At 60.5% G+C, this 23,655-nt stretch carries 22 protein-coding genes; 15 read left to right on the top strand and 7 right to left on the bottom strand.

Features of this window, described 5'->3' with window-relative positions; translation table 11 throughout:
* The first annotated feature begins 85 nt into the window (after positions 1-85).
* Positions 86-1,384 carry an AmpG family muropeptide MFS transporter gene (locus ACYVIA_RS05860; RefSeq protein WP_460838860.1) on the top strand — a complete coding sequence of 433 codons (1,299 nt, stop codon included), beginning with the start codon at positions 86-88 and terminating at the stop codon, positions 1,382-1,384.
* 123 nt (positions 1,385-1,507) lie between these two features.
* Positions 1,508-2,404 (top strand): M48 family metallopeptidase, encoded by an 897-nt coding sequence (locus tag ACYVIA_RS05855; protein ID WP_460838858.1) that lies wholly within the window; start codon positions 1,508-1,510, stop codon positions 2,402-2,404.
* 103 nt (positions 2,405-2,507) lie between these two features.
* Here ACYVIA_RS05855 and ACYVIA_RS05850 read toward each other — a convergent pair whose 3' ends face one another.
* Both ACYVIA_RS05850 and ACYVIA_RS05845 read right to left on the bottom strand, forming a co-directional pair.
* The gene (locus ACYVIA_RS05850) at positions 2,508-3,794 is read right to left on the bottom strand and encodes an O-acetylhomoserine aminocarboxypropyltransferase/cysteine synthase family protein (protein ID WP_460838856.1); all 1,287 of its coding nucleotides are present in this window, start codon (positions 3,792-3,794) and stop codon (positions 2,508-2,510) included.
* A gap of 73 nt (positions 3,795-3,867) precedes the next feature.
* Entirely contained in the window at positions 3,868-4,650 is a 783-nt protein-coding gene (locus ACYVIA_RS05845; protein ID WP_460838855.1) for an exodeoxyribonuclease III, read from the bottom strand.
* Between the two features lie 152 nt (positions 4,651-4,802).
* Here ACYVIA_RS05845 and pyrE point away from each other — a divergent pair, with 152 nt between their 5' ends.
* Positions 4,803-5,468 (top strand): orotate phosphoribosyltransferase, encoded by a 666-nt coding sequence (gene pyrE / locus ACYVIA_RS05840; protein ID WP_460838853.1) that lies wholly within the window; start codon positions 4,803-4,805, stop codon positions 5,466-5,468.
* A gap of 87 nt (positions 5,469-5,555) precedes the next feature.
* On the opposite strand, the gene gatB is transcribed toward pyrE, so the two are convergent.
* Genes gatB through gatC form a run of 4 tightly spaced genes read right to left on the bottom strand, consistent with a single transcriptional unit; the run spans position 5,556 to position 9,316 of the window.
* The gene (gatB, locus tag ACYVIA_RS05835) at positions 5,556-7,016 is read right to left on the bottom strand and encodes an Asp-tRNA(Asn)/Glu-tRNA(Gln) amidotransferase subunit GatB (protein WP_460838852.1); all 1,461 of its coding nucleotides are present in this window, start codon (positions 7,014-7,016) and stop codon (positions 5,556-5,558) included.
* 11 nt (positions 7,017-7,027) lie between these two features.
* A complete protein-coding gene (locus ACYVIA_RS05830) occupies positions 7,028-7,516 on the bottom strand; it encodes a hypothetical protein (RefSeq protein ID WP_460838850.1) in 489 nt (162 codons plus the stop codon).
* Complete coding sequence (gatA, locus tag ACYVIA_RS05825) at positions 7,513-8,973, bottom strand: Asp-tRNA(Asn)/Glu-tRNA(Gln) amidotransferase subunit GatA (RefSeq protein ID WP_460838848.1); 1,461 nt, start codon at positions 8,971-8,973, stop codon at positions 7,513-7,515. Before gatA ends, ACYVIA_RS05830 begins: the two co-directional genes overlap by 4 nt.
* Before the next feature lie 40 nt (positions 8,974-9,013).
* Complete coding sequence (gene gatC, locus ACYVIA_RS05820) at positions 9,014-9,316, bottom strand: Asp-tRNA(Asn)/Glu-tRNA(Gln) amidotransferase subunit GatC (protein WP_460838846.1); 303 nt, start codon at positions 9,314-9,316, stop codon at positions 9,014-9,016.
* Between the two features lie 265 nt (positions 9,317-9,581).
* Between gatC and ACYVIA_RS05815 the strand changes: the two genes are divergently transcribed.
* The 6 genes from ACYVIA_RS05815 (at position 9,582) to ACYVIA_RS05790 (ending at position 17,001) form a co-directional block, all read left to right on the top strand.
* On the top strand, positions 9,582-10,625 hold the full coding sequence (locus ACYVIA_RS05815) for a rod shape-determining protein (RefSeq protein WP_057290805.1): 1,044 nt from the start codon (positions 9,582-9,584) through the stop codon (positions 10,623-10,625).
* A gap of 91 nt (positions 10,626-10,716) precedes the next feature.
* Complete coding sequence (gene mreC / locus ACYVIA_RS05810; protein WP_460838843.1) at positions 10,717-11,913, top strand: rod shape-determining protein MreC; 1,197 nt, start codon at positions 10,717-10,719, stop codon at positions 11,911-11,913.
* Positions 11,910-12,422, top strand: coding sequence for a rod shape-determining protein MreD (mreD, locus tag ACYVIA_RS05805; protein ID WP_460838841.1), 513 nt, complete (start codon positions 11,910-11,912; stop codon positions 12,420-12,422). Before mreC ends, mreD begins: the two co-directional genes overlap by 4 nt.
* A gap of 143 nt (positions 12,423-12,565) precedes the next feature.
* Positions 12,566-14,464 (top strand): penicillin-binding protein 2, encoded by a 1,899-nt coding sequence (gene mrdA / locus ACYVIA_RS05800; protein ID WP_460838840.1) that lies wholly within the window; start codon positions 12,566-12,568, stop codon positions 14,462-14,464.
* Positions 14,464-15,585, top strand: a complete 1,122-nt coding sequence (gene rodA / locus ACYVIA_RS05795) for a rod shape-determining protein RodA (RefSeq protein WP_460838838.1) — start codon at positions 14,464-14,466, stop codon at positions 15,583-15,585. Before mrdA ends, rodA begins: the two co-directional genes overlap by 1 nt.
* Positions 15,586-15,930: 345 nt before the next feature.
* The gene (locus ACYVIA_RS05790; RefSeq protein ID WP_460838836.1) at positions 15,931-17,001 is read left to right on the top strand and encodes a septal ring lytic transglycosylase RlpA family protein; all 1,071 of its coding nucleotides are present in this window, start codon (positions 15,931-15,933) and stop codon (positions 16,999-17,001) included.
* Here the strand turns inward: ACYVIA_RS05790 and rsmI are convergent, their stop codons facing one another.
* Positions 17,002-17,907 carry a 16S rRNA (cytidine(1402)-2'-O)-methyltransferase gene (rsmI, locus tag ACYVIA_RS05785; RefSeq protein WP_460838835.1) on the bottom strand — a complete coding sequence of 302 codons (906 nt, stop codon included), beginning with the start codon at positions 17,905-17,907 and terminating at the stop codon, positions 17,002-17,004.
* A gap of 12 nt (positions 17,908-17,919) precedes the next feature.
* On the opposite strand from rsmI, the gene ACYVIA_RS05780 reads away from it, so the two are divergent.
* The 6 genes from ACYVIA_RS05780 (at position 17,920) to ACYVIA_RS05755 (ending at position 23,647) form a co-directional block, all read left to right on the top strand.
* Positions 17,920-19,110, top strand: coding sequence for a penicillin-binding protein activator (locus tag ACYVIA_RS05780; protein ID WP_460838833.1), 1,191 nt, complete (start codon positions 17,920-17,922; stop codon positions 19,108-19,110).
* The gene (locus tag ACYVIA_RS05775; protein WP_460838831.1) at positions 19,110-19,484 is read left to right on the top strand and encodes a YraN family protein; all 375 of its coding nucleotides are present in this window, start codon (positions 19,110-19,112) and stop codon (positions 19,482-19,484) included. Before ACYVIA_RS05780 ends, ACYVIA_RS05775 begins: the two co-directional genes overlap by 1 nt.
* A gap of 212 nt (positions 19,485-19,696) precedes the next feature.
* Complete coding sequence (locus tag ACYVIA_RS05770; protein WP_460838830.1) at positions 19,697-20,293, top strand: phosphoheptose isomerase; 597 nt, start codon at positions 19,697-19,699, stop codon at positions 20,291-20,293.
* Positions 20,286-20,927 (top strand): BON domain-containing protein, encoded by a 642-nt coding sequence (locus ACYVIA_RS05765; RefSeq protein WP_460838828.1) that lies wholly within the window; start codon positions 20,286-20,288, stop codon positions 20,925-20,927. The genes ACYVIA_RS05770 and ACYVIA_RS05765 overlap by 8 nt, the downstream gene beginning before the upstream one ends.
* A gap of 82 nt (positions 20,928-21,009) precedes the next feature.
* A complete protein-coding gene (locus ACYVIA_RS05760; protein WP_460838826.1) occupies positions 21,010-21,600 on the top strand; it encodes a LemA family protein in 591 nt (196 codons plus the stop codon).
* A 130-nt stretch (positions 21,601-21,730) separates the two neighbouring features.
* Positions 21,731-23,647 carry a M48 family metallopeptidase gene (locus ACYVIA_RS05755; protein ID WP_460838824.1) on the top strand — a complete coding sequence of 639 codons (1,917 nt, stop codon included), beginning with the start codon at positions 21,731-21,733 and terminating at the stop codon, positions 23,645-23,647.
* Positions 23,648-23,655 lie beyond the last annotated feature (8 nt).

Genomic DNA, 23,655 nt, shown 5'->3' with positions numbered 1-23,655 from the left:
CCAGTTTGCACAATTCACCAAGATGCACTGACATGCACCGGCCGTCGGTCCTTCGACCTTGCGCCGTCACCGTAGGAAATACCGGATGAGCAATAAAAAGGGAGACAACAAGACCGGTGCGCGCATCCGCGATGCCTTCCTCCAGCCCTCTGCCTGGACGATGTTTTTTTTCGGTTTTGCCTCCGGCCTGCCGTTCCTGCTGGTCGCCGGCACACTGGCCTACTGGCTGAAGGAAAACGGCATCACGCTCAAGGACATCACCATGATCGCCAGCGCGGGCATGGCCTATTCCTTCAAGTTCCTGTGGGCGCCGTTCATCGACCGCGTGCGATTGCCGCTGCTGGGGCGGCTCGGCCAGCGGCGCAGCTGGCTGTTGCTGGCACAGGTGTTCGTGATGATCGGGTTGGGGGCGATGGCATCGGTCACGCCATCACAGCTCGGCCTGTTCGTCGGGTTGACGCTGATGGTGGCGTTTGCCGGCGCCACGCTGGACATCGCAGTCGATGCCTATCGTATCGAGATCGCGCCGAAGGAAGCGCAGGGCGCGCTGGTTGCGACGTATTCCCTCGGCTACCGGATCGCGCTGATCGTCACCGGCGCAGTGGCGCTGGTACTCGCCGATCACACCATCTGGCCCAACGTGTACCGGGTCATGGCCTTGTGCATGCTGGTGCCGATCGTCGTCAACCTGTTCTCGCGCGAGCCGGACGTCGTGCGCGTGCGGGCACAGAGCTGGGCGGAAGGGCTGCGCGAAGGCGTGATCGAACCGTTCGCCGATTTCTTCCGGCGCTTTGGCGGTCGCGTCGGACTGTTGATCCTGCTGTTCATTCTGTTGTTCAAGATTTCGGACCAGGCGCTGGTCGGCGGCATCATGGGGCCGTTCTATCTGGACCAGGGCTTTACCAAGACCGAGATTGCAGCGGTCTCAAAGGTCTACGGCATCTGGGTCGGTATTGCCGGCGCATTCCTTGGTGGCATTGCCGTTGCGCGCTGGGGCGTCGAGCGCGGTTTGTTGGCCGGCATCATTACCGGCGCAGCAAGCAACCTGTTGTATTTGTGGCTGATCGGTGCGAACGGCAACGTCGCCATGCTGACGCTCGTGATTTCCGGTGAAAACCTGGCACAGGGTATCCTCGGCACGACCGCCGTCGCGTACCTGTCGGCACTGGTGAACCAGCGCTACACCGCGACGCAGTATGCGTTGTTCAGTTCGCTGATCACGCTGCCGGGAAAGGTGCTGGGCTTCTATTCCGGTCGCATCGTCGAAGCGGTCGGCTATGCGCCGTATTTCTGGATCACCACACTGGCAATCGTTCCCGCCGTTGCGCTGTACTTCTGGCTGCGGCCGCGCGTGAAGCTGGAAGCGGATATATCCGAAAGCTGATTGCACTGCCACGATTGCCGTGCCAGCCGTTGAAAATCGAGCATGCCGGCGCCATGTAATTGGCGCTTGCTCGGTCCCGGCAACTATGGGACAACGAGCAGAAATTGGCATAAAGGACAATTCATGAAACGTTTGATTTCCTCCGTGGTGACTCTTGCTGTGCTCGCGGCCCCCGTGCCTTATGTCGCTGCAAAGGATGCGGTCAGCCCGGATGGTGTGCAGGTCGAGGAAATGTCGCCCCTGCGTAACCTCGTACCGGAAGGCGAGCTTGAAGCGGCCGCGCTCCAGCAATACTCCGGCCTCAAGCAGCAGGCGCAGCAGAAGGGCATGCTTGTGGCGGAAAGCGATCCGCAGGTGCAACGCCTGCGCGCGATTGCGAAGAAGATCATTCCGCATGCTGAACGCTGGAATCCCGCTGCGACCGACTGGCAATGGGAAGTCAACCTGCTCGATTCAAAGGAAGTCAATGCGTTCTGTATGCCAGGAGGCAAGATCGCCTTCTTCAGTGGTCTGCTGACGACCCTAAAGCTGACTGACGACGAAGTCGCCATCGTGATGGGGCACGAAATCGCGCACGCGCTGCGCGAGCATGGCCGCGAACGGCTGGCCAAGTCCAGCCTCACCAATGCGGGTGCAAAAGTGTTGGGTTTCGGCCTGTCCGCGCTCCTGGGCGTTGACCCGAACCTGACCGATGCGGCGACCGGGCTCGGCGCCAATCTCGCGATCATGAAGTTCTCGCGCAGTGACGAGACGGAGGCTGATCTGGTCGGGCTCGATATTGTGGCGCGCGCAGGTTACGACCCGCGCGCCGGCATCGCACTGTGGCAGAAGATGGGTTCGTTGGGCCGAAATGCGATGCCGCAGTGGTTGTCGACGCACCCGGCAGGCAAGAGCCGCATTGCGGAGATGCAGCGACACATGCCGTCGGTGATGCCGCTGTATGCGAAAGCCAGGGGCGTGCAGATGACCGCATTGCCGCCGTACCAGAGCAACGTCAAGAGCATTGCTCCGATCAAATAGCAGGATATTCGGCGCCCGCCGCAGCTGGCGCCCTAAACGACATGGGCCGCATCGCGCGGCCCATTTTTTTGGTTAAACGGCCGCGGGCGGCCAAGGACGGGTTTTATGCTGCGTCCAACGCCTGGTCGAGGTCGGCAATCAGGTCATCGATATGCTCGATGCCGACCGACAGGCGCAACATGTCTTCCGACACGCCTGCCTTGGCCAGTTCTTCCGGGTTCAGCTGACGGTGTGTGGTCGATGCCGGATGGGTCGCCAGCGACTTGGCATCGCCGATGTTCACCAGTCGTGTAAACAGCTTCAATGCATCCAGCACGCGTGCACCGGCTGCGCGAGGGTCGGCCTTGTCGACGGTCTTCAGGCCGAAGGACAGGATGCCGGATGCCTTGCCGCCCATGTACTTCTTCACCAGCGCATTGTCAGCATGGTCTTCGAGGCCGGCGTAGTTCACCCATGCCACCTTCGGATGCTTCTTCAGGTGCTTGGCGATCGCCACCGTGTTGTCGCAGATGCGGTCCATGCGCAGCGCCAGCGTCTCGATACCCTGCAGAATCAGGAAGGCGTTCATCGGCGAAATCGCCGCACCCATGTTGCGCAGCGGAACCACGCGAGCGCGGCCGATAAACGCGGCCGGTCCGAGTGCTTCGGTGTACACCACGCCGTGGTAGGACACATCCGGCTCGTTCAGGCGCTTGAAGCGGTCCTTGTGCTGTGCCCACGGGAACTTGCCGCTGTCGACGATCGCACCGCCGACGCTGTTGCCATGGCCGCCGAGGTACTTGGTCAGCGAATGCACGACGATGTCGGCACCGTGCTCGAACGGACGGCACAGATAGGGGCTGGGGACCGTGTTGTCGACGATCAGCGGAATGCCATGCGCATGCGCGATGTCGGCCAGCTTGGCGAAGTCGGTCACATTGCCGAGCGGGTTGCCGACTGATTCGCAGAAGATGGCCTTGGTGCGGCCGTCGATCAGCGATGCGAAGCTTTCCGGCTTGCGTGCGTCCACAAAGCGCACCTCGATGCCCATCTGCGGCAGCGTATGCGCAAACAGGTTGTAGGTGCCGCCGTACAGCTGGCTTGCGGAAATGATGTTGTCGCCGGCTTCGGTGATGGTCTGGATCGCATAGGTGATCGCCGCCATGCCGGATGCAACGGCCAGTGCCGCGATGCCGCCCTCGAGTGCAGCAATGCGCTTTTCCAGCACATCCTGCGTCGGATTCATGATGCGAGTGTAGATGTTGCCCGGCACCTTCAGGTCGAACAGGTCCGCGCCGTGCTGCGCGCTGTCGAAGGAATAGGCAACCGTCTGGTAAACCGGCACGGCTACCGCTTTGGTAGTCGGATCCGGTGAGTAGCCGGCGTGTACAGCCAATGTTTCAATTTTCATGTCGTCCCCGTCAGTGTTAGAAAATCAATACCGGCCGACATTGTGCCACGCCATCCTTGCGCAGCAAACCAGCCTACATCGCCCACTCGTATTCAACTGTCAGCGGCGCATGGTCGGAGAAGCGTTGCTCCTTGTAAATTGCGGCGGTGCATGCCGTGTCGGCAATGCCGGCGGTGGAGATGTGGTAGTCGATGCGCCATCCGACGTTGTTCGCCCATGCCTGCCCGCGGTTGCTCCACCAGGTATACGCTTCGCCGGTGGTTTCCGGATGCAGCTTGCGGTATACGTCCCGCCAGCCGATCTCGTCGAACACGCGCGTCATCCATGCGCGCTCTTCCGGCAGGAAGCCCGAATTCTTCTGGTTGCTCTTCCAGTTCTTCAGGTCGATCTCCTTGTGCGCGATATTCCAGTCGCCGCAGATCACGATTTCCTGGCCGCTTTCGCGCAGCTTGGCGAGATGCGGCAGGAACACCTCCATGAAGCGGAATTTCGCCTGCTGGCGTTCCTCGCTGGAAGAGCCGGACGGGCAATACAGGGAAATGACGGACAGCTTGCCGAAGTCGCACTGCACATAGCGGCCTTCCGCATCGAACTCATGGCAGCCGAAGCCGACCTGGATCGCATCCGGCTCGAACTTCGAGTAAATGCCGACGCCGGAGTAGCCTTTCTTCTCGGCGTAGTGGAAATGGCCGTGGTAGCCGTGCGGCGACAGGAATTCCGGCGTCATGTCGGTGGCTTGCGCCTTGAGTTCCTGCACGCAGACGAAGTGCGGCGCCTGCTGCTGCATCCATTCGAAAAAACCTTTTTTGGCGGCGGAGCGGATACCGTTGAGGTTGGCGGAAACGATCTTGAGCATGGTTGGTACTAGGAAAAAGAATGGCGGCTAGCATAACCGATTGCTCCTGAAATTTCCGTGGCCGCCCGCGCAACGTCCTTGCAACACCCTTTACAATGCCTGCTTTGCCGGCCGTGTCGCCGCGTTGTCAATTTATACAGATTGAGGGCATCTTGAGTAAGCTACGTCAGGAATTCATTGCATTCTCCGTTTCCACCGGTGTGTTGCGCTTCGGTGAGTTCGTCACCAAAGCCGGCCGCACGTCGCCGTATTTCTTCAATGCCGGTCTGTTCAACGACGGCGCCACCCTCGGCAAGCTGGCGGATTTCTATGCGCAGACGCTGCTCGATTCCGGCGTCGAATTCGACATGCTGTTCGGCCCGGCCTACAAGGGCATCACGCTGGCTTCCGCCACCGCGGTCGCGCTGGCCAATAAGGGACGCAATGTGCCGTTCGCGTTCAACCGCAAGGAAGCCAAGGACCATGGAGAAGGCGGCACCATCGTCGGCGCCAAGCTGCAAGGCAAGGTCGTCATCATCGACGACGTGATCTCCGCTGGCACCTCGGTGCGCGAGTCGGTCGAGATGATCCGCGCTGCCGGTGCGACCCCGTGCGCGGTGCTGATTGCACTGGACCGCATGGAGCGCTCGGGCAAGGACGGCGCCCTGTCCGAAGGCTCGGCAGTGCAGGAAGTGACGAAGGCCTATGGCATTCCGGTGGTGTCGATCGGCAACCTGAACGACTTGCTGGAGTACATTTCGAATGCCGGCGCAGGTGCTGACCTCGCCAAGTACAAGGATGCTGTTGCAGCGTACCGTACCCGCTATGGCGTGATGTAAGCAGTAAGACTGGAATGAGAAAAGGGCGCATCGAAATGCGCCCTTTTTTATTTTGAAGCGACTTCGGGCCGCTTCATCTGTGTAGCTTTATGCGGACAGCTTCTGCTTGAGCAATTCCGTCAGCTGCGCCGGATTCGCCTTGCCCTTCGTCGCCTTCATCGCCTGGCCGATGATCGCGTTGAACGCCTTTTCCTTGCCGGAGCGGAATTCCTCGACCGACTTCGCATTCGCAGCCAGCACTTCGTCGACGATCTTCTCCAGCGCCCCGGAATCCGAAATCTGTTTCAGGCCTTTGGCTTCGATGATGTCGTCGGCCAGCGATGGCTTGTCGGAAGGCGTCTCCCACATCGCGCCGAACACTTCCTTGGCGATCTTGTTCGAGATCGTGCCGTCAGCGATGCGCTGCAGCAGTAACGCGAGCTGCTCCGCCTTCACCGGCGCATCGGCAATATCCACTCCGGCACGGTTCAGCGTCGACGAGACATCGCCCATCAGCCAGTTGGCCGCCGGCTTCGCTTGCTCCTTGCCGGCCTTGGTGACGACCGCCTCGAAGTAGGACGCCATGGCTTTGGACTGCGTCAGCACCGCAGCATCGTATTCCGGCAGGCCGTAGTCCTTCACGAAGCGCTCGCGCATCGCACCCGGCAGTTCCGGCATCGTCGCCTTCACGCGCTCGATCCATTCCTGCGCAATCACCAGCGGTGGCAGGTCGGGGTCGGGGAAGTAGCGGTAATCCTGCGCGTCTTCCTTGCTGCGCATGGAACGCGTTTCCTTGCGGTCCGGATCGTACAGGCGGGTTTCCTGCACCACGGTGCCGCCATCCTCGATCAGCTCGATCTGGCGCCGCACTTCGTAGTTGATCGCCTCTTCGAGGAAGCGGAACGAGTTCAGGTTCTTGATCTCGCAACGCGTGCCAAATTCCTTCTGGCCGACCGGACGTACCGACACGTTCGCGTCGCAGCGGAACGAGCCTTCCTGCATGTTGCCGTCGCAGATGCCCAGCCACACGACCAGTGAATGCAGCGCCTTCGCATAGGCGACCGCTTCGGCAGCGCTGCGCATGACCGGTTCGGTGACAATCTCCAGCAGCGGCGTACCGGCGCGGTTGAGGTCGATGCCGGACATGCCGTGATAGTCCTCATGCAGCGACTTGCCGGCGTCTTCTTCCAGATGCGCGCGCGTCAGCTGCACGGTGCGCATTTCCGGCTTGCCGTCCCTCTCCAGAATGAACGACACGGTGCCGCCCTGCACAACCGGGATCTCGTACTGACTGATCTGGTAACCCTTGGGCAGGTCAGGGTAGAAGTAGTTCTTGCGCGCGAAGATCGACTGCGGCGCGATGGTGGCGCCGATCGCCAAGCCAAACTGGATCGCGCGCTCGACGGCGCCCTTGTTCATCACGGGCAGCACACCCGGCAGCGCCAGGTCCACCGGGCAGGCCTGCGTGTTGGGCTCGGCGCCGAAGCGCGTCGATGCGCCACTGAAGATTTTCGATTGTGTCGAGAGTTGTGCGTGCGTCTCAAGACCGATTACGACTTCCCACTGCATAGTGTCCTCACTTATTCTTCGTAGCGGCACTCGCCGGACTTCAGGTCCACCGACAGTGCCGAAAAATTGGGGCGCGATCCGCACAATGCGGGGCACGTGGGCGTCACTTTCATCATGTCGCCTTCCCGCTCAATCCGGATCGTGCAGTTCATGCCGCGATCAAACGTGAATCCGCGCTTACTGCGCGCAGCGCGCGCATCCTTCAGCGCCACGCGCCACATCGCCTTGGCTCCTTCTTCCCGCACTTCGGCCGTCAGGCCATCGCTTTGGTCGATGCTGCAGTCAAAACCGTGCGTGCTGCGGTACAGGGCCGATTCCCATTGGAAGGCTTCAATGCGCTCACCTTTGAGCCGGAATGCGCCGTTGTCTGCATAAATGACGCGTTCGCCATCCATCTCCCGCGCCACGCTGCACGAAAACTTGGTGTCCAGCTCCTGCGCAGCAACGATGCCGCTGGCAGCAATCAGCAGGAATGCAGTGGTGCGGAAGAAGGATTTCATACGCCCTCCGGTTTGCGCTGGTGCCAGTCGGTCACGCGCTGGAACTGGTGCGCGACGTTCAGCAGTTTCGCTTCGTTGAAGTAGTTGCCGATGATCTGCAGGCCGACCGGGCGCTTGCCATTCTCGTCGCCCTGGCCGAAGCCGCAGGGAATCGACATGCCGGGCAGCCCAGCCAGGCTGGTCGACAGGGTGAAGATGTCGGCCAGGTAGTTGGCAACCGGATCATCGGCCTTGTCACCGAGATCCCAGGCCACTGTCGGCGCGACCGGTCCCATGATGACGTCGCATTGCTGGAACGCGTTCTGGAAGTCCTGTGCGATCAGGCGGCGGATCTTCTGCGCCTGCAGGTAGTAGGCGTCGTAGTAACCATGCGACAGCACATAGGCGCCAACCAGGATACGGCGCTTCACTTCTTCGCCGAAGCCCTCGGCGCGCGACTTGCGGTACATGTCGCCAAGGTCCTTGTACTCCTTGGCACGATGGCCATAGCGCACGCCGTCAAAGCGCGACAGGTTGGACGACGCTTCCGCCGGCGCGATCACATAGTAGACAGGGATCGACAGCTCGGTCTTGGGCAGCGAGATGTCAACTAGCGTCGCCCCCAGCTTTTCATACTCGCGCAATGCTGCGCGCACTGCCTGTTCGACATCGCTTGCCAGTCCGGCACTAAAGTATTCACGCGGAATGCCGATCTTGAGGCCTTGCAGGTTGTTGTTGAGGTCGCGGGTGAAGTCCTCGTCAGGACGCTCGAGGCTGGTGGAGTCTTGCGGATCGAAGCCGGCCATCGCGTTGAGCAGCAGGGCGCAGTCTTCCGCAGTCTGCGCCATCGGGCCACCCTGGTCGAGCGAGGATGCAAAAGCGATCATGCCGAAGCGCGACACGCGGCCATAGGTCGGCTTGATGCCGGTGACGCCGCAGAAGGATGCCGGCTGGCGAATCGAACCACCGGTGTCGGTCGCTGTCACAGCGGGGGCCAGTCGGGCAGCAATCGCCGCAGCCGAGCCGCCGGAGGATCCGCCGGGAATTGCGTTCTTGTCCCAGGGGTTCTTGACCGGGCCGAAAAACGAGTTTTCGTTGGAAGAACCCATGGCAAATTCGTCACAGTTCAATTTTCCGAGCGTGACCATGCCTGCCGTGCGGAACTGTTTCACCACAGTAGCATCGAAGGGGCTGACATAAGTTGAGAGCATCTTCGAGGACGCGGTGGAGCGCCAGTCGCGTGTGACAAAAATGTCCTTGTGCGCGATGGGAATGCCGGTCAGGGGCGTTGTGTCGTTTTTCGCAATACGGGCATCGGCTTCTGCCGCCTGCTGCAAGGTCAGGTTGTCATCGACGTGGACGAACGCGTTGAGGTCGCTCTGCTTGATGCGGTCGAGATAGGTGCGGGCCAGTTCGGTAGCGGAGACCTGCTTTGCCTGAAGCAAAGCGGAAAGCTCTTTAAGTGTCTTGGTATGCATAGGGTTGGATGGCGATGCCGGCGCTGTGCGCCGTCAGGTGTTATTCGATGACCTTGGGGACCAGGTACAGGCCGTCCTGTGTTGCAGGAGCGACTTGCTGATAGTCGTCACGGCGGTTCGGTTCGGTGACCTGGTCTTCGCGCAGACGTAGAGCGACATCGTTCTGGTACGCGGCGATCGGGTGGTTCAGTGGTTCGACGCCTGTTGTGTCTACGGCACGCATCTGTTCGACCAGTGCAAAGATGCCATTGAGTTTGTCGAGGGTGTTGACTGCCTGATCATCGTTCAGATCGAGCTGCGCGAGGCGAGCCAAGCGCTTAACATCGGAGAGGTCGAGTGACATGGTTAGTTAGTTTGCAAGCCGTTTGCGGCGGGGTTTTTCTAGGAAAGCAAAGTGTTTTCTTGTTCTGGCAAAAACTTGCCAAAACGCTTGAATTGGCTTGTATTCGGCACGGATTTTCGACGTTTCCGTCGACAAATTTCGGATAAATTATAAGGTAGAATGCGGGGCTGATACCTTGCCGGACCGTTGAGTTTTGAGTGGTTGCGGGCATATAGGTTTTACTCACACTGTTAAAACGCGCCGTGGATGCGCATCGGGACACTACATGTTTGGATTCTTACGCAGTTATTTTTCTAACGACCTGGCAATTGACCTCGGTACTGCCAATACGCTGATCTATGTGCGCAACATGGGTATCGTGCTCGACGAGCCCTCGGTAGTGGCCATCCGTCAGCAGGGCGGGCCGAACGGCAAAAAGACCATCCAGGCCGTCGGTAAGGAAGCTAAACAGATGCTGGGCAAGGTGCCGGGAAATATCGAAGCGATCCGCCCGATGAAAGACGGCGTGATTGCCGACTTCACCGTCACCGAGCAGATGCTCAAGCAGTTCATCCGCATGGTGCATGACTCCAAACTGTTCAAACCGTCCCCCCGCATCATCATCTGCGTCCCCTGCGGTTCCACCCAGGTTGAGCGCCGCGCGATCCGTGAATCCGCGCTCGGTGCAGGCGCATCGCAGGTGTACCTGATCGAGGAGCCGATGGCTGCCGCAATCGGTGCCGGCCTGCCGGTGTCGGATGCGACCGGTTCGATGGTGGTCGATATCGGTGGCGGTACCACTGAAGTGGGCATCATCTCTTTGGGCGGCATGGTGTACAAAGGCTCGGTGCGCGTGGGTGGCGACAAGTTCGACGAAGCGATCGTCAACTACATCCGCCGCAACTACGGCATGCTGATCGGTGAGCAAACCGCCGAAGCAATCAAGAAGGAAATCGGTTCCGCCTTCCCGGGCTCCGAAGTAAAGGAAATGGAAGTCAAGGGCCGCAACCTGTCCGAAGGCATCCCGCGCTCGTTCACGATTTCTTCCAACGAAATCCTGGAGGCACTGACCGACCCGCTGAATAACATCGTTTCCGCTGTCAAGAACGCACTGGAGCAAACGCCGCCTGAACTGGGCGCCGACATCGCCGAGAAAGGCATGATGCTGACCGGTGGTGGCGCGCTGCTGCGCGACCTCGACCGTTTGCTGATGGAAGAGACCGGCCTGCCGGTGATCGTTGCCGAAGATCCGCTGACCTGCGTCGTGCGCGGTTCCGGCATGGCACTCGAGCGCATGGACAAGCTCGGCTCCATCTTCTCGTACGAGTAATGCTTCAGAAGCTGCGCCTTGCCATTTCTGCGCAAGGCGCGCGAATGGACAGCGACCTTCGGTCATATTCCCGCAATATCGTTAGGCTTTAATGGAATACAGTCCACCACCACTCTTCAAGCAGGGCGCTTCCGCCCGCGCCAAAGTGGTGTTTTTCTCCCTGATCGCACTGATCCTGCTGGTCGCCGACTCGCGCCTGCGTTCGCTGACCACGATCCGGCAATTCGTCGGCACTGCGCTGTACCCGCTGCAGGTTGTTGCGCTGATGCCGCGCGATGCCGCCTATATGGTTGGCGACTACTTTTCAACGCTGTCGGCGATGAAAAAGGAGAACGACAAACTTAGGCTCCAGCAGGTTGCCAATGCACAGACGTTGCAGCAGGTGCAGCAGCTGTCCTCGGAAAACGCGCAGTTGCGCAAGCTTCTTGCTGCCAATGAGCGATTGCCGGTGAAATCCGTGATGAGCGAAATCCTGTACGACGCCCGTGATGCATTCACGCGGAAGGTCGTGGTGGACCGCGGCAGCCAGCACGGCGTCATGACGGGGCAACCGGTGATCGACGATATTGGCGTCGTGGGTCAGGTGACTCGCGTGTTCCCATTCACCTCCGAGGTCACCCTGCTGACCGACAAGGACCAGGCGATTCCGGTGCAGGTCGTGCGCAGCGGCTTGCGCAGCATCGCGTACGGCCAGGGGCATTCCGGCTCCCTGGACTTGCGCTTCATGCCGGTCAATGCAGACGTCAAGAATGGCGACATTCTCGTCACTTCGGGGATCGACGGCGTCTATCCGGCCGGACTGTCCGTGGCGAAGGTGGTGCAAGTGGAAAGCAAGTCATCCGACGCCTTCGCGCGCATCGTTTGCCAGCCTCTGGCTGGCATCGACCGCAACCGGCAGCTGCTGATCCTGCTAACCGAATCCAAAGTGCCGCCAGCGCCGCCGCCGGAAGATGCCAAGGAACGCGCAGCCAAGAAGCATGGCGTGGAGCCTCCGAAGGCGGCGCCAAAGGAGCCTTCCAAAGAGCAACCTAAAGAGCAACCTAAAGAGCAGCCCAAGGACACTGCGAAGCAACAAGCGCCGAAGGAGCCTGCCAAGGCACCAGTGGCACCACCGGCACCACCGGTCGCGAATGCCGTCAAGGTGCAGGCGAAGGAAGCGCCCCAAGGCGCACCCAAAGAAACCGGGAAGCAACCCGGGAAGGAAGTCGCGGGTGCATCGGCGCCGAAGACTCCCGCACCCGTGGCGCCCTTACCCCTGGCACCTGTGCAGAAGACGAATACGCCATGAACCGCCCGCATTACATTCTGCTGCCCGCCAATCCGCTGTTCATCACGGCGAGCATGATTTGCGCCTTTCTGCTGAACCTCCTGCCGTGGGGGCATTGGGTTGGCATTCCGGATTTCGTCGCCTTGGTGCTGGTGTTCTGGAGCATCCACCAGCCGCGCAAGGTCGGGATTGGCATTGCTTTCCTGATGGGCCTGCTGATGGATGTGCACGATGCCTCTCTGCTGGGCGAGAACGCACTGTCCTATACGCTGCTGTCGTACTTCGCGATCATGATCCACCGTCGGGTATTGTGGTTCAAGCTGCCGACCCAGGCCGCGCATATTCTGCCGCTGCTGCTGATGATGCAATCCGTACAGCTGGTGGTGCGCCTGATGGTAAGCGGCAAGTTTCCGGGCTGGCTGTATTTCATGGAAAGCGTGGTCGCTGCGGCGCTCTGGCCGCTGGTGACGATGATCCTGCTGGCGCCGCAGCGGCGCGCGATCGATCGAGATGACACGCGCCCGATCTGATTGCCAACCTGATTATTACTACTGTTTCCCGAATGCGTGGCGTACTTCGTGAAACGCATCCTCGTCCTCCTAGTTCGTCTCCGTCAAGGATGCGGCGAGCTGAATGACGGGGACGGCTGCTTGCCGTCCTTGCAATACTGAACATGACCGAGTTTAAGAACACTGAACGCGAACTGCACTTGTTCCGCCTGCGCCTGTCGGTGGTGGGCGTGTTCGTGCTGGTTTGTTTCGGACTGCTGCTCTCGCGTTTCCTTTGGCTGCAGGTAGTCAGACACGAGGACTACATGAGCCAGGCAAACGACAACCGTATTTCCGTGGTGCCGGTGGTGCCCAATCGCGGCCTGATCCTCGACCGCAACGGCGTGGTCCTGGCGCGTAATTTCGCCGCCTATACATTGGAGATCACCCCATCCAAGCTCGGTGCGCCACTGGAAACCGTGATTGATGACCTTGCTGAAATTGTCGATATCCAGCCCAAGGATCGTCGTCGTTTCCGCCGCTTGCTGGAGGAGGCGAAGAACTTCGAGAGCGTACCCATCCGCACCCGGCTGTCGGACGAGGAAGTAGCGCGTTTTTCTGTGCAACGTTACCGCTTCCCCGGCGTCGAAATTCAGGCGCGTCTGTTCCGCCAGTATCCGCTTGGCGAGACCGCATCGCATGTCGTCGGCTATATCGGTCGCATCAGCCAGAAAGACGCCAAAAGGATCGAAGAAATGGACGATGCCGCGAACTACGCCGGCACCGACTATATCGGCAAGGAAGGCCTGGAGAAAAAGTACGAGAGCATTTTGCACGGCAAGACAGGCTATGAAGAGGTGGAAGTGACTGCCGGCGGCCGCGCCGTGCGCACCTTGTCCCGTACTGCCGCCACGCCTGGTCACAACCTGATTCTGTCGCTCGATATCGAGCTGCAGAAGATCGTCGAGGAGGCATTCGGAAACCGCCGTGGTGCGCTGGTCGCCATCGAACCGGCCACCGGTGATGTGCTCGCCTATGTGTCCAAGCCAACCTTCGATCCTAACCTCTTTGTGGACGGCATCGACCAGCAGAGCTGGGACGAACTCAACACTTCACTCGACAAACCGTTGTTGAACCGCCCTCTGATCGGCACCTATCCGCCGGGTTCGACCTTCAAACCGTACATGGCGCTGGCAGCACTTGAGCTTGGCAAGCGCACACCGGGGCAGGCGATTGCCGATCCCGGCTTTTTCTGGTTCGGCAATCATCGCTTCCGTGACGACAAGGTGGGCGGCCACGGCACAGTCGACATGTACAAGTCGATCGTGGAGTCGTGTAACACCTACTACTACAACCTGGCGAATGATTTGGGCATCGACGCGATCCATGATTTCATGAAGCCGTTCGGATTCGGCCAGCTCACCGGCATCGACCTCGAGAACGAGCGTTCCGGCGTGCTGCCATCGACCGCATGGAAGCGCGCGGCCTACAAGCGACCTGAGCACAAGAAATGGTATGCAGGCGAGACGATTTCGGTCGGTATCGGTCAGGGTTACAACGCCTATACGCCGCTGCAGCTTGCGCACGCCATGGCCAACCTCGCCAATAATGGCGTGGTCATAAAACCGCATCTGGTGAAGTCCGTTGAAGACGGCGCCACCCGGGAGCGGACGCTCACCGTATCCAAGGAAAGCTATCGCATTCCCCTCAAGCAGGAGAACATCGATTTCATCAAGCACTCGATGGCTGGTGTTGTGCGCGAGGGCACGTCTTCACGGGCCTTCGCCCGTGCGGAGTATGTTTCTGCCGGCAAGACCGGTACGGCGCAGGCGGTCGGTCTTGCCCGTAACGAAAAGTATGATGCGAAGAAGATGCCTGAACGTCACCGCGACCACTCCTTGTATATCGCATTCGCGCCCGCTGACAATCCACGCATTGCGCTGGCGGTCATCGTCGAGAACGGCGGTTTCGGCGCGGCTGCCGCCGCACCGATTGCGAGGCTCGCGATGGACTATTACCTGCTTGGCAAGCGGCCTGAGCCAAAGGAAGCAACCGCTGCCGCTATTGAAGTCGAGGGTGACTGATGGGTTCTTTTGAACTGACTGAACGACGCGCCTTCTGGCCGACCGTCAAGCCGTACTTCACGGTGTTTGACGGACCGCTCGTAGTGATCCTCGCCCTGATACTCACGCTCAGCACGATCACCATGTATTCGGCTGGTATCGATTTCCCTGGTCGGCTCGAGGATCATATTCGGAACATCGTGCTGGCTTTTATCGTCATGTGGGCCGCCGCTCTGGTTTCGCCGCAGACACTGATGCGCCTGGCTGTGCCGATTTACACGGTGGGCGTCGCACTGTTGATTGCCGTCGCGCTGTTCGGCATTATCAAGAAGGGTGCGCAGCGCTGGATCAATGTGGGTGTCGTGATCCAGCCTTCGGAAATCATGAAGATTGCCACACCGCTGATGCTGGCGTGGTGGTTCCAGAAGCGCGAAAGCATCATCAGCTGGCAGGAATTCGTGGTGGCTGCAGTCTTGCTGATGGTTCCGGTCGGACTGATCATGGAGCAGCCCGACCTCGGCACGTCGCTGCTGGTGGCTGGCTCAGGGTTCTTTGTGATCTTTCTTGCCGGCCTGCCATGGAAGGTGATATTCGGCCTGATGATTTCCGGTGCTGCTTTCCTTCCGGTCGGATGGTCCATGATGCACGACTACCAGCGGCAGCGCGTGATGACGTTGATCGATCCGACGTCAGATCCACTCGGAAAGGGCTTCCATATTATCCAGTCGATGATCGCCATCGGCTCCGGCGGCGTCGCTGGCAAGGGGTGGATGAACGGTACGCAGGGGCATCTGCAATTCATTCCCGAGCGGACGACGGACTTTGTGTTTGCCGTGTATTCGGAAGAGTTCGGCCTTGCCGGCAATATTCTGCTGCTGGTGCTGTACCTGTTGCTGCTGGGGCGAGGACTGCTGATCGCCGCGAATGCACCAACGCTCTTTGCGCGCCTGCTGGCCGGAGCGCTGACGTTGATGTTCTTTACCTACGCATTCGTCAACATGGGCATGGTGTCGGGCATCCTGCCGGTGGTCGGCGTTCCATTGCCATTCATGAGCTACGGAGGCACTGCGTTCGTCACACTCGGCCTCGGCATGGGGATCCTGATGAGCATTCAGCGGCATCGCAAGCTGGTGCAAAGCTGATCAATACTCTGGGACGGAACTACTTGGCTGCATCGTGGTCGGGTTATTAACAAAGAATTCCATAAGAAAACTGTTCTTGCAGTCAAGGCGTGACCGCTGCACACTCTTCGGTTGACGGCCTCGCTGCGTGCCTGGCCATGCTTAAAAACACAAGGGAGTCGCGCCGGGATCCCTGTCTGGCCTGATCATCAGCGGTCGTTGTCGGCGACAAGGCCGTTGAACAGGTTCCGGACAGGACCGCCTGCAATGGCGCCATGAAAGGTCGTTGCTGATACGACCCGGGGAGCTGCATCGTGGCTCGGCAGCACGTCTCTCGCGGCTAACAAGAAAACAAAGGAGAACGCGATGTCACCGCGCATTTACCTGACTCGTCTTCGATGGGCTGCAATTGCCCTGATCGCACCTGCACTCGTGTTGGTTGGCTGCGGCAGTTTGCCGCCCGCATCAAACGTGACGACGAACTCTTCCGCCCGCGCATCTTCGCTTCCCGCACTGCCGCCAGCCGGCTCCGGACGCGGCGGCTACTACATGGACGACGGTCCGGGCGACGCTCCGCCGGAAGGACTGCTCGATACGCCGGATGCCGAGCCGAAGATCGAGCCCTACGCGACGCGCGGCAACAAGCCCTATGTGGTCTTCGGAAAGCAATATACGCCGTTCACTGACGACCGCCCCTTCAAGCAGCGTGGCGTCGGCAGCTGGTACGGGAAGAAATTCCATGGCCAGAAGACGTCGTCCGGCGAGCCCTATGACATGTACAAGATGACCGCTGCACATCCGACCTTGCCAATCCCCTCCTATGTGCGCGTCACCAACGTCAATAACGGCAAACAGGTCATCGTACGGGTGAATGACCGCGGACCGTTCCACTCCGGACGCATCATCGACCTGTCCTATACCGCGGCCCTGAAGCTAGGCTATCTCGGCAAGGGAAGTAGTCTGCTGGAGGTGGAGCGTCTGTTGCCGGACGAGATCAATCGCCTGGCAAGCGTGCGCAAGGAGCAGCTCGCCCGCGCGGAACAGGCGATCCCGACAAGCGAAGTGCTGTCTGCGGCTGCAGCAGTGCAATCCTCGCGGACAGAGGTAACTGCAGTGCAGGGGGGTGGTCAGGCTGGCGAAGCGGTCATGACGAGTGCCGCCGCTTCCCCTGCAGCAGCCGCCGCAGGGACTGCAGGGGTTGGGGCTTCCGGCTTCTACCTGCAGCTTGGGGCTTATTCGCAGGCAGCGAGTGCAGAATCGGTGCGGTCACGCCTTGAGCAAACCGCGGGTGGGATCCTGGCGCCGATGGAAGTGGTAATGCAAGGCGCGCTCCACCGTTTGTATAGCGGCCCCTTCGCGACGCGCGCTGAAGCCGCGGCGGCGGCATTGCGGTTGAAGGACCGCGGCAGCTTCAAACCGTTGATCGTGCAGCGGTGATCATTGCCCCTTCATGCGCAGCGCGCGCTCGTAAAGTGCATTCTTCTTTTGTCCGGTGATCTGCGCGGCCAGTGACGCAGCCTGTTTCACCGGACACTCCGCGAGCAGGATCGACAGCACACGTTCTGCCTCTGCATCGTCATCGCCGGAAGACGCCGATGCGCCTTCAACCAGGACCACGAACTCACCCTTTTGTCGGTGAGGATCGGCTGCCAGCCATGCCTGTGCTTCGGCAAGCGGGCAGCGGTGAATTTCCTCAAAGAGTTTGGTCACTTCGCGCGCGAAGACGACTTGCCGGTCACGCGGAAGGGTTGCCACCAGCGCATCGACAGTTTCCGCGATGCGATGCGGCGCTTCATAGAACACCAGTGTCGCTTCCATGCCTGCAAGGCCCTTCAGCATGGTTTCCCGCTGCTTCGCTTTGGCCGGCAGGAAGCCAACAAAGTAGAACCGGTCGTTTACCAAGCCGCTGGCCGATAGCGCGCTGACAGCCGCCGAGGGCCCCGGCAACGGCATCACGCGCAGCCCCGCCGCACGCACTGCGTCCACGATGCGTGCGCCGGGATCGGAAACGGCAGGTGTGCCGGCATCAGAGACCAGCGCAATTCGCGCGCCGGCGCGCAGGCGTGCAATCAGTTTCTCCGCAGCCTCTCGTTCATTATGCTCATGGGCCGCGATCAATTCCTTCGACAGGCCGTAACGGGCAAGCAACTGCGCCGTGTTGCGCGTATCCTCGCAGGCGACTGCATCGGCGATCGCCAGCACGTTCATGGCACGCAACGTGATATCTCCGACATTACCGATGGGTGTGGCCACCACATATAATGTGGCCGAAGGATAAACTTGCTGCGACACCTCGTGCATGAGTGGCGTGAGGGAAGACAAAACGGGTGTGTTGGATGTCATGAGGAGACGGTGATGGTGAGGCTTTGGAGGAAAGCGTTTGCGCTGTGCAGTGTGCTCGGTGGATTGTGCCTGCCCGTGCATGCAAATACAACACCGGGCGAACCAGCCGCCACGCCGCTTCCTGCGCAGGCCCCTGTCGCGGTTCCCTCTGCGGTCGATCTTTCCTCTACCGAGCGCCTGGTGCGGGTGGCGCTGTTGTTGCCGCTGCGTTCGGATATCCTGCGCTCGGCTGCCGAAGCGGTGCGTGCAGGCTTTCAGGCAGCGCATGAGCGTGAAAAGGAGGGTATTGCGATCAGCATCGTCGAAACCGGGGATTCGGCGCAGGACACGCTTGCCGGCTATCGGGCTGCCAGTGCGCAGCACGACATTGTGGTGGGCCCGCTGTCGCGCACCGGTGCAACCGCCGTCGTGCAGGGCGGCGCCGTCAACCGGCCGACGATTGCGCTAGCGGCGCCGGATGTGGCCGCCAATGGAGACGCGGCGCAAAGGCCGCCGCAGCAGATGCTCGTCGTGGGGTTGTCGATCGAAGAAGAGGCGCGCCAGATTGCCGAATGGGCGGGCCGCGAAAACATCGCGGGCAAGGCGTTTGCGCTATTCACGAAGAGCCCCTGGCAACGACGCGCTGCCAAGGCTTTTGAATACTACTGGCAGCAGCAGGGGCGTGAAGTCGAGATGGTCGAGCTGGTGTCGATGGACGGTTTCCTCAACGGCCGCGCGCTCATGCAGTTGAAGAAGGATATCGAGCCCGGTACCCCGCCGGTGCTGTTCCTTGCCCTGGATGCGCGCCAGGCACGCCAGGTGCGCGCGATCATGGGCAACGACGCGCAAATGTACGGGACGTCGCAACTGAATCCATTTGCGTTGTCTGAGCGCCCCCCTGAGGAGCTGACCGTCGAGATGGACGGCACGCGCTTGCTCGACATCCCGTGGCAGCTGCAGGCCGATCATCCCGCCGTGATGGTCTATCCGCGCCTGGTAGTTGACGCAGACCAGAGTCGCAGTGCCGACATGGAGCGGCTGTATGCGCTTGGCATCGACGCGTATCGCGTAGCACGTGAAATCGCGGCTAACCATACCAACTTCGAACTCGACGGCGTTACCGGAAAGCTGAGCGTGCAATTCGATAAGGATCACGCTCATTTCGAGCGCACCGCACAACCGGCGGTGTACCGCGAAGGCAGCGTTGTGCCGGCCAGTGAATAATGGCGCTGCTCAATGCGCTGATCCGGTCGCGAACGGCCAAACAGCTCGCAGGAGATGCGGCCGAGGACCGCGCACTGCAGTACCTGCAGCAGCAGGGATTGAAGCTGGTGGAGCGGAACTTCCGCTGCAAGGGCGGAGAGATCGATCTCATCATGCGGGACCGTGACACGCTCGTATTCGTTGAAGTCCGCAAGCGCGCAAGCGGACGATACGGCGGTGCCGCAGCAAGCGTTACCGCCAGCAAGCAGGCTCGCCTCGTCATCGCGGCACAAACCTACTTGCAACGCCTGCGCGATCAGCCCGCTTGTCGTTTTGACGTGGTGGCAATCGAGAATGGGTCGCTGGAGTGGCTGAAAAACGCGATTGATGCATAAATACAACACCCCGGAATAAGCTTCCTAACGTCTGAAGAGCAGTTAAATAACAGCAACAATCCGCAAGGAACTTTCCTTGTCGCATCTTGTCGAAGTTTCATTCAGGCAAGCTTTTCCGGCTTGCCGGTGGCGCTCTGCCGCTCTCCCCTCAACTTCACCCAAGCTGTTATTGGGAGTTTCCCTTCCCGCGCTGCACTATAATCGCGAACACTATGACAAACCAACGCATTCAGGCGCACTTCCAGGAAAGCGCCGACCTCAAGCTCAAAGCAGCGTCTCTCCTGGCACCCTCAATCGCCCAAGCCGTGGAGCTCATGTTCACGGCCTTATCAAACGGCAACAAAATACTTGCATGCGGCAATGGCGGCTCTGCCGCGGACTGCCAGCACTTTGCGGCAGAACTCGTCGGCCGCTTTGAACGCGAACGGCTTCCGCTGCCGGCATTGGCGCTCACGACGGACACATCGATCATGACTGCGGTCGCAAATGACTACAGCTTCCAGGACGTGTTTGCCAAGCAGGTACAGGCGTTCGGCCAGGCCGGCGACGTGCTGCTCGCGTTGTCGACGTCCGGCAACTCGCCGAACGTGCTTGCGGCAGTCGAGGCTGCGCTGGAACGCGACATGCGCGTGGTCGCCTTGACCGGCAAGGGCGGGGGCGAGATTGGCCGTCGCCTGACCGATGCCGATGTTCATATCTGCGTGCCGCACGATCGCACCGCGCGCATTCAGGAAGTGCATTTGTTGACGATTCATTGTTTATGCGACGGTATCGATGTCGCGCTATTCGGAGGAGATGTGAATGAGTAAATGGACGCGTGTGACACGTCCTTTGGCCGCTGTCGCGCTGTGTGGCGTCGTGCTGACGAGCCTGCAGGGCTGTGTGGAGATGGCGGTTGGCACAGCCGTGGTCGGGACGTTGGCGGCATCGGACCGCCGCACGTTTGGCGCGCAGACCGAAGACAAGGCGATTGTGCTCAAGGGCGAGAACCGTGTGCGCAACCTCGTCAACGGTGCAGCACATGTGAACGTCGCCAGCTTTAACCGCCGTGTGCTGATTACCGGAGAAGTGCCCGACGAAGCCATGAAGGCAGCGGTCGAACGCGAAGTGGCCGCAGTCGAGGGCGTAGAGTCGATCGTGAATGAGCTGGAAGTGATGGGCATGTCCAGCTTCACGTCACGCTCCAATGATTCGCTGATCACGGGCAAAGTCATTGCCTCTTTCGTCGACACGAAGGACTTGTACGCGAATGCATTCAAGGTCGTCACCGAGCGCGGTGTGGTCTACCTGATGGGCCGCGTGACTGAGGGCGAGGGCCATCTCGCCGCCACCGTGGCAAGCGGCGTCAGCGGCGTGCACAAGGTAGTGAAGGTATTCGAGTACATCACCGAAGAAGACTACCGGCGCCTGACCCGGGCGCCAGAACAACAGGCCGGCAAGTAAACGGTCGGATCCTGTTTCCAGGATGCTATATTTGAAAGCCGCAAATTTTGATTTGCGGCTTTTTTCTTTCAGGGGGAAAAATATGGTCGGCGTCATTATCCTCGTCGCGATCGCGCTTCTGGTTGTTTTCTGGGCCGTGGGTGCCTACAACCGCCTGGTCAGCCTGCAGAACCAGTACAAGAACTCCTTTGCCCAGATCGATGTGCAGCTCAAGCGCCGCTACGACCTGATCCCGAACCTGGTTGAAACGGCAAAGGCCTACATGAAGCACGAACGCGAGGCGCTCGAAGCGGTGATCGCCGCGCGCAACCAGGCCGTCACTGCCAATGCCAAGGCTGCGGGTGATCCCAGCGATGCGCAGGCGATGCACCAGCTCGCCACGGCCGAAGGAGTACTGACTTCTTCGCTCGGCAAACTCTTCGCCTTGTCGGAAGCCTATCCGGAACTGAAGGCCAACCAGAACATGATGCAGCTCACCGAGGAGCTCACCAGTACCGAGAACCGCATTGCATTTGCACGCCAGGCTTATAACGACGGCGTGATGCAGTACAACACCTCGCGCGAACAATTCCCCGGCTCCATCATTGCCGGCGTGTTTGCTTTCCGCACCGCTGAATTGCTGCAGTCCACCGAAGCGCCGGAAGAACGCAAGCCCGTCAAAGTAACGTTCTGAGTAACGTTCATGGCGGTGCACATGGCGCCATGTTCCCTCGGCACATGGGAAACAGGAACACCGCGTGCGACACGGTATGCGCCGTCTGGCGCGGATTTGCCAGTGAGCTTTGCGCCGCTCATCATTCCCGATGAACTTCTTTGAACAACAAGACCACGCACGGCGCCAGACCAGGACGCTGGTCATCCTGTTTGCGCTCGCTGTCATGGCGATCATCATTGCCGTCAACGCCGCACTCGCGTTGATCTGGAGCTGGACGCAGACAGGCTATGTGCTTGGCATTCGCGAATATCCGAAGGGCTTCTTTCTCACCAATACGGTTGTCACCTTGCTGCTGATAGCAGGCGGCACGCTGATTGAAATGTTCAACCTGCGCGACGGCGGTGATGCCGTCGCAAAGATGGCGGGCGGGCGCCTGGTGTCGCCGTCGTCTACCGACTTGCATGAGCGGCGCCTGTTGAACGTGGTGGAGGAAATGGCGCTGGCGTCCGGCATTGCGTGCCCCAAGGTTTACCTGCTCGACCGCGAGGCATCGATCAATGCCTTTGCTGCCGGCTACAACCAGGATGAAGCGGTCGTCGCGGTCACGCAAGGGACACTCAAGCGCCTCACGCGCGACGAGCTGCAGGGCGTGGTCGCACATGAGTTCAGCCACATCCTCAATGGCGACATGCGGCTGAACATCCGCCTGATCGGCCTGTTGTTCGGCATCCAGATGCTGTCCAGTTTCGGGCATCACCTGCTCGATTTCGGATCGCGTGCATCGCGTTCGCGCAGCAGCAACGACAAGGGCGGATCGGCGCGCGCCTTCCTGTTCCTGACCGGTTTGGCGCTGGTCGTCATCGGCGCAATCGGTGTTTTCTTCGGCCGCCTGATCAAGGCTGCCGTGTCACGCCAGCGGGAATTCCTTGCCGATGCAAGTGCGGTGCAATTCACGCGCAATCCGGACGGCATCGGCAACGCCTTGCGCAAGATCGGCGGCCTGTCGCGCACCATGGAGCTGGGTTCGCGCATCGAGCACCCGAATGCGGAACAGCTATCGCATCTGTTCCTCGGTGCGCCGAAGCGCAGCCTGATCAGCGGCATGTTCTCCACGCATCCGCCGATCGAAGAGCGCCTGCGCCGCATCTTCGGGCGCGCCATCGGCGTGATGGACGCGCCGGAGCTGCAGATCGCGGCCCCGGCAGCCGAGACGCTTCCCGACATTCCTTATGTCGCCTCCGGCTTCGCAGGTGAAGAGACGTCGGCGGCGCACTGGGTTGTGGCAAGCGACAGCGGCGCGGAAACATCACTCCCGCCGGCGCTGGACAATGCAGTTCGCGAACCGCATGCAGCCTGTGCCGTCGTTTATGCCTTGTTGCTCGATGATGGCGCGCAACGTGAGGCGCAGCTGGCGATCCTGAAGAACGACGCGCCACAACAGGCGGCCTTGGCACCGTCACTGGCAAAGGCAGTCGCGCTGCTGCCGAAAAGCGCGCGCCTGCCCTTGCTTGACCTCGCAATGCCGGCGTTGAAGCAGCTCGCCGACACCGACCGAACGGCGCTGCTTGCAGTCGCGGACAGGCTGATTGCGACGGACAATCGACTCACGCTTGCCGAATTCGTGCTGCAAACCGTCCTGATGCGCCGGCTCGCGCCGTATGCAGGGCGAGCCACGCCGGTGCGCTTCGAGAGCCTGATGCCATTGCGTGAAGAGTGCGCGTTGCTGCTGTCGCTGGTGGCACACGTTGCTTCGCAAGCCGTTCGGATACCGGCAGCGGAACTGTTTGCCCGTGGCGCTGCAGCTTGTGCGGAACTTGGCCTGGGCGCGGAAGATCTGATGAAGGCCGGCGCAATCGACTACACGCGTATCCGCGCATCGCTCGAGCATGTGCACCAGCTCGCGCCGCTGGCAAAGCCGGCGCTGATCAAGGCCTTGCTGGCGGCCTCGGGCGAGGCGACACCGATGCCGGTAGCGACGGCAGATCTGTTGCGCGCGATCTGCGCAGCGCTCGAGGCGCCAGTGCCGCCGGCCGTGGCGGACACCTATACACACCATCACTGGTAGAAAATCGA

The sequence above is a fragment of the Noviherbaspirillum agri genome, from assembly GCF_054780595.1.
This window is presented reverse-complemented; position numbering and strand designations above follow the sequence as displayed.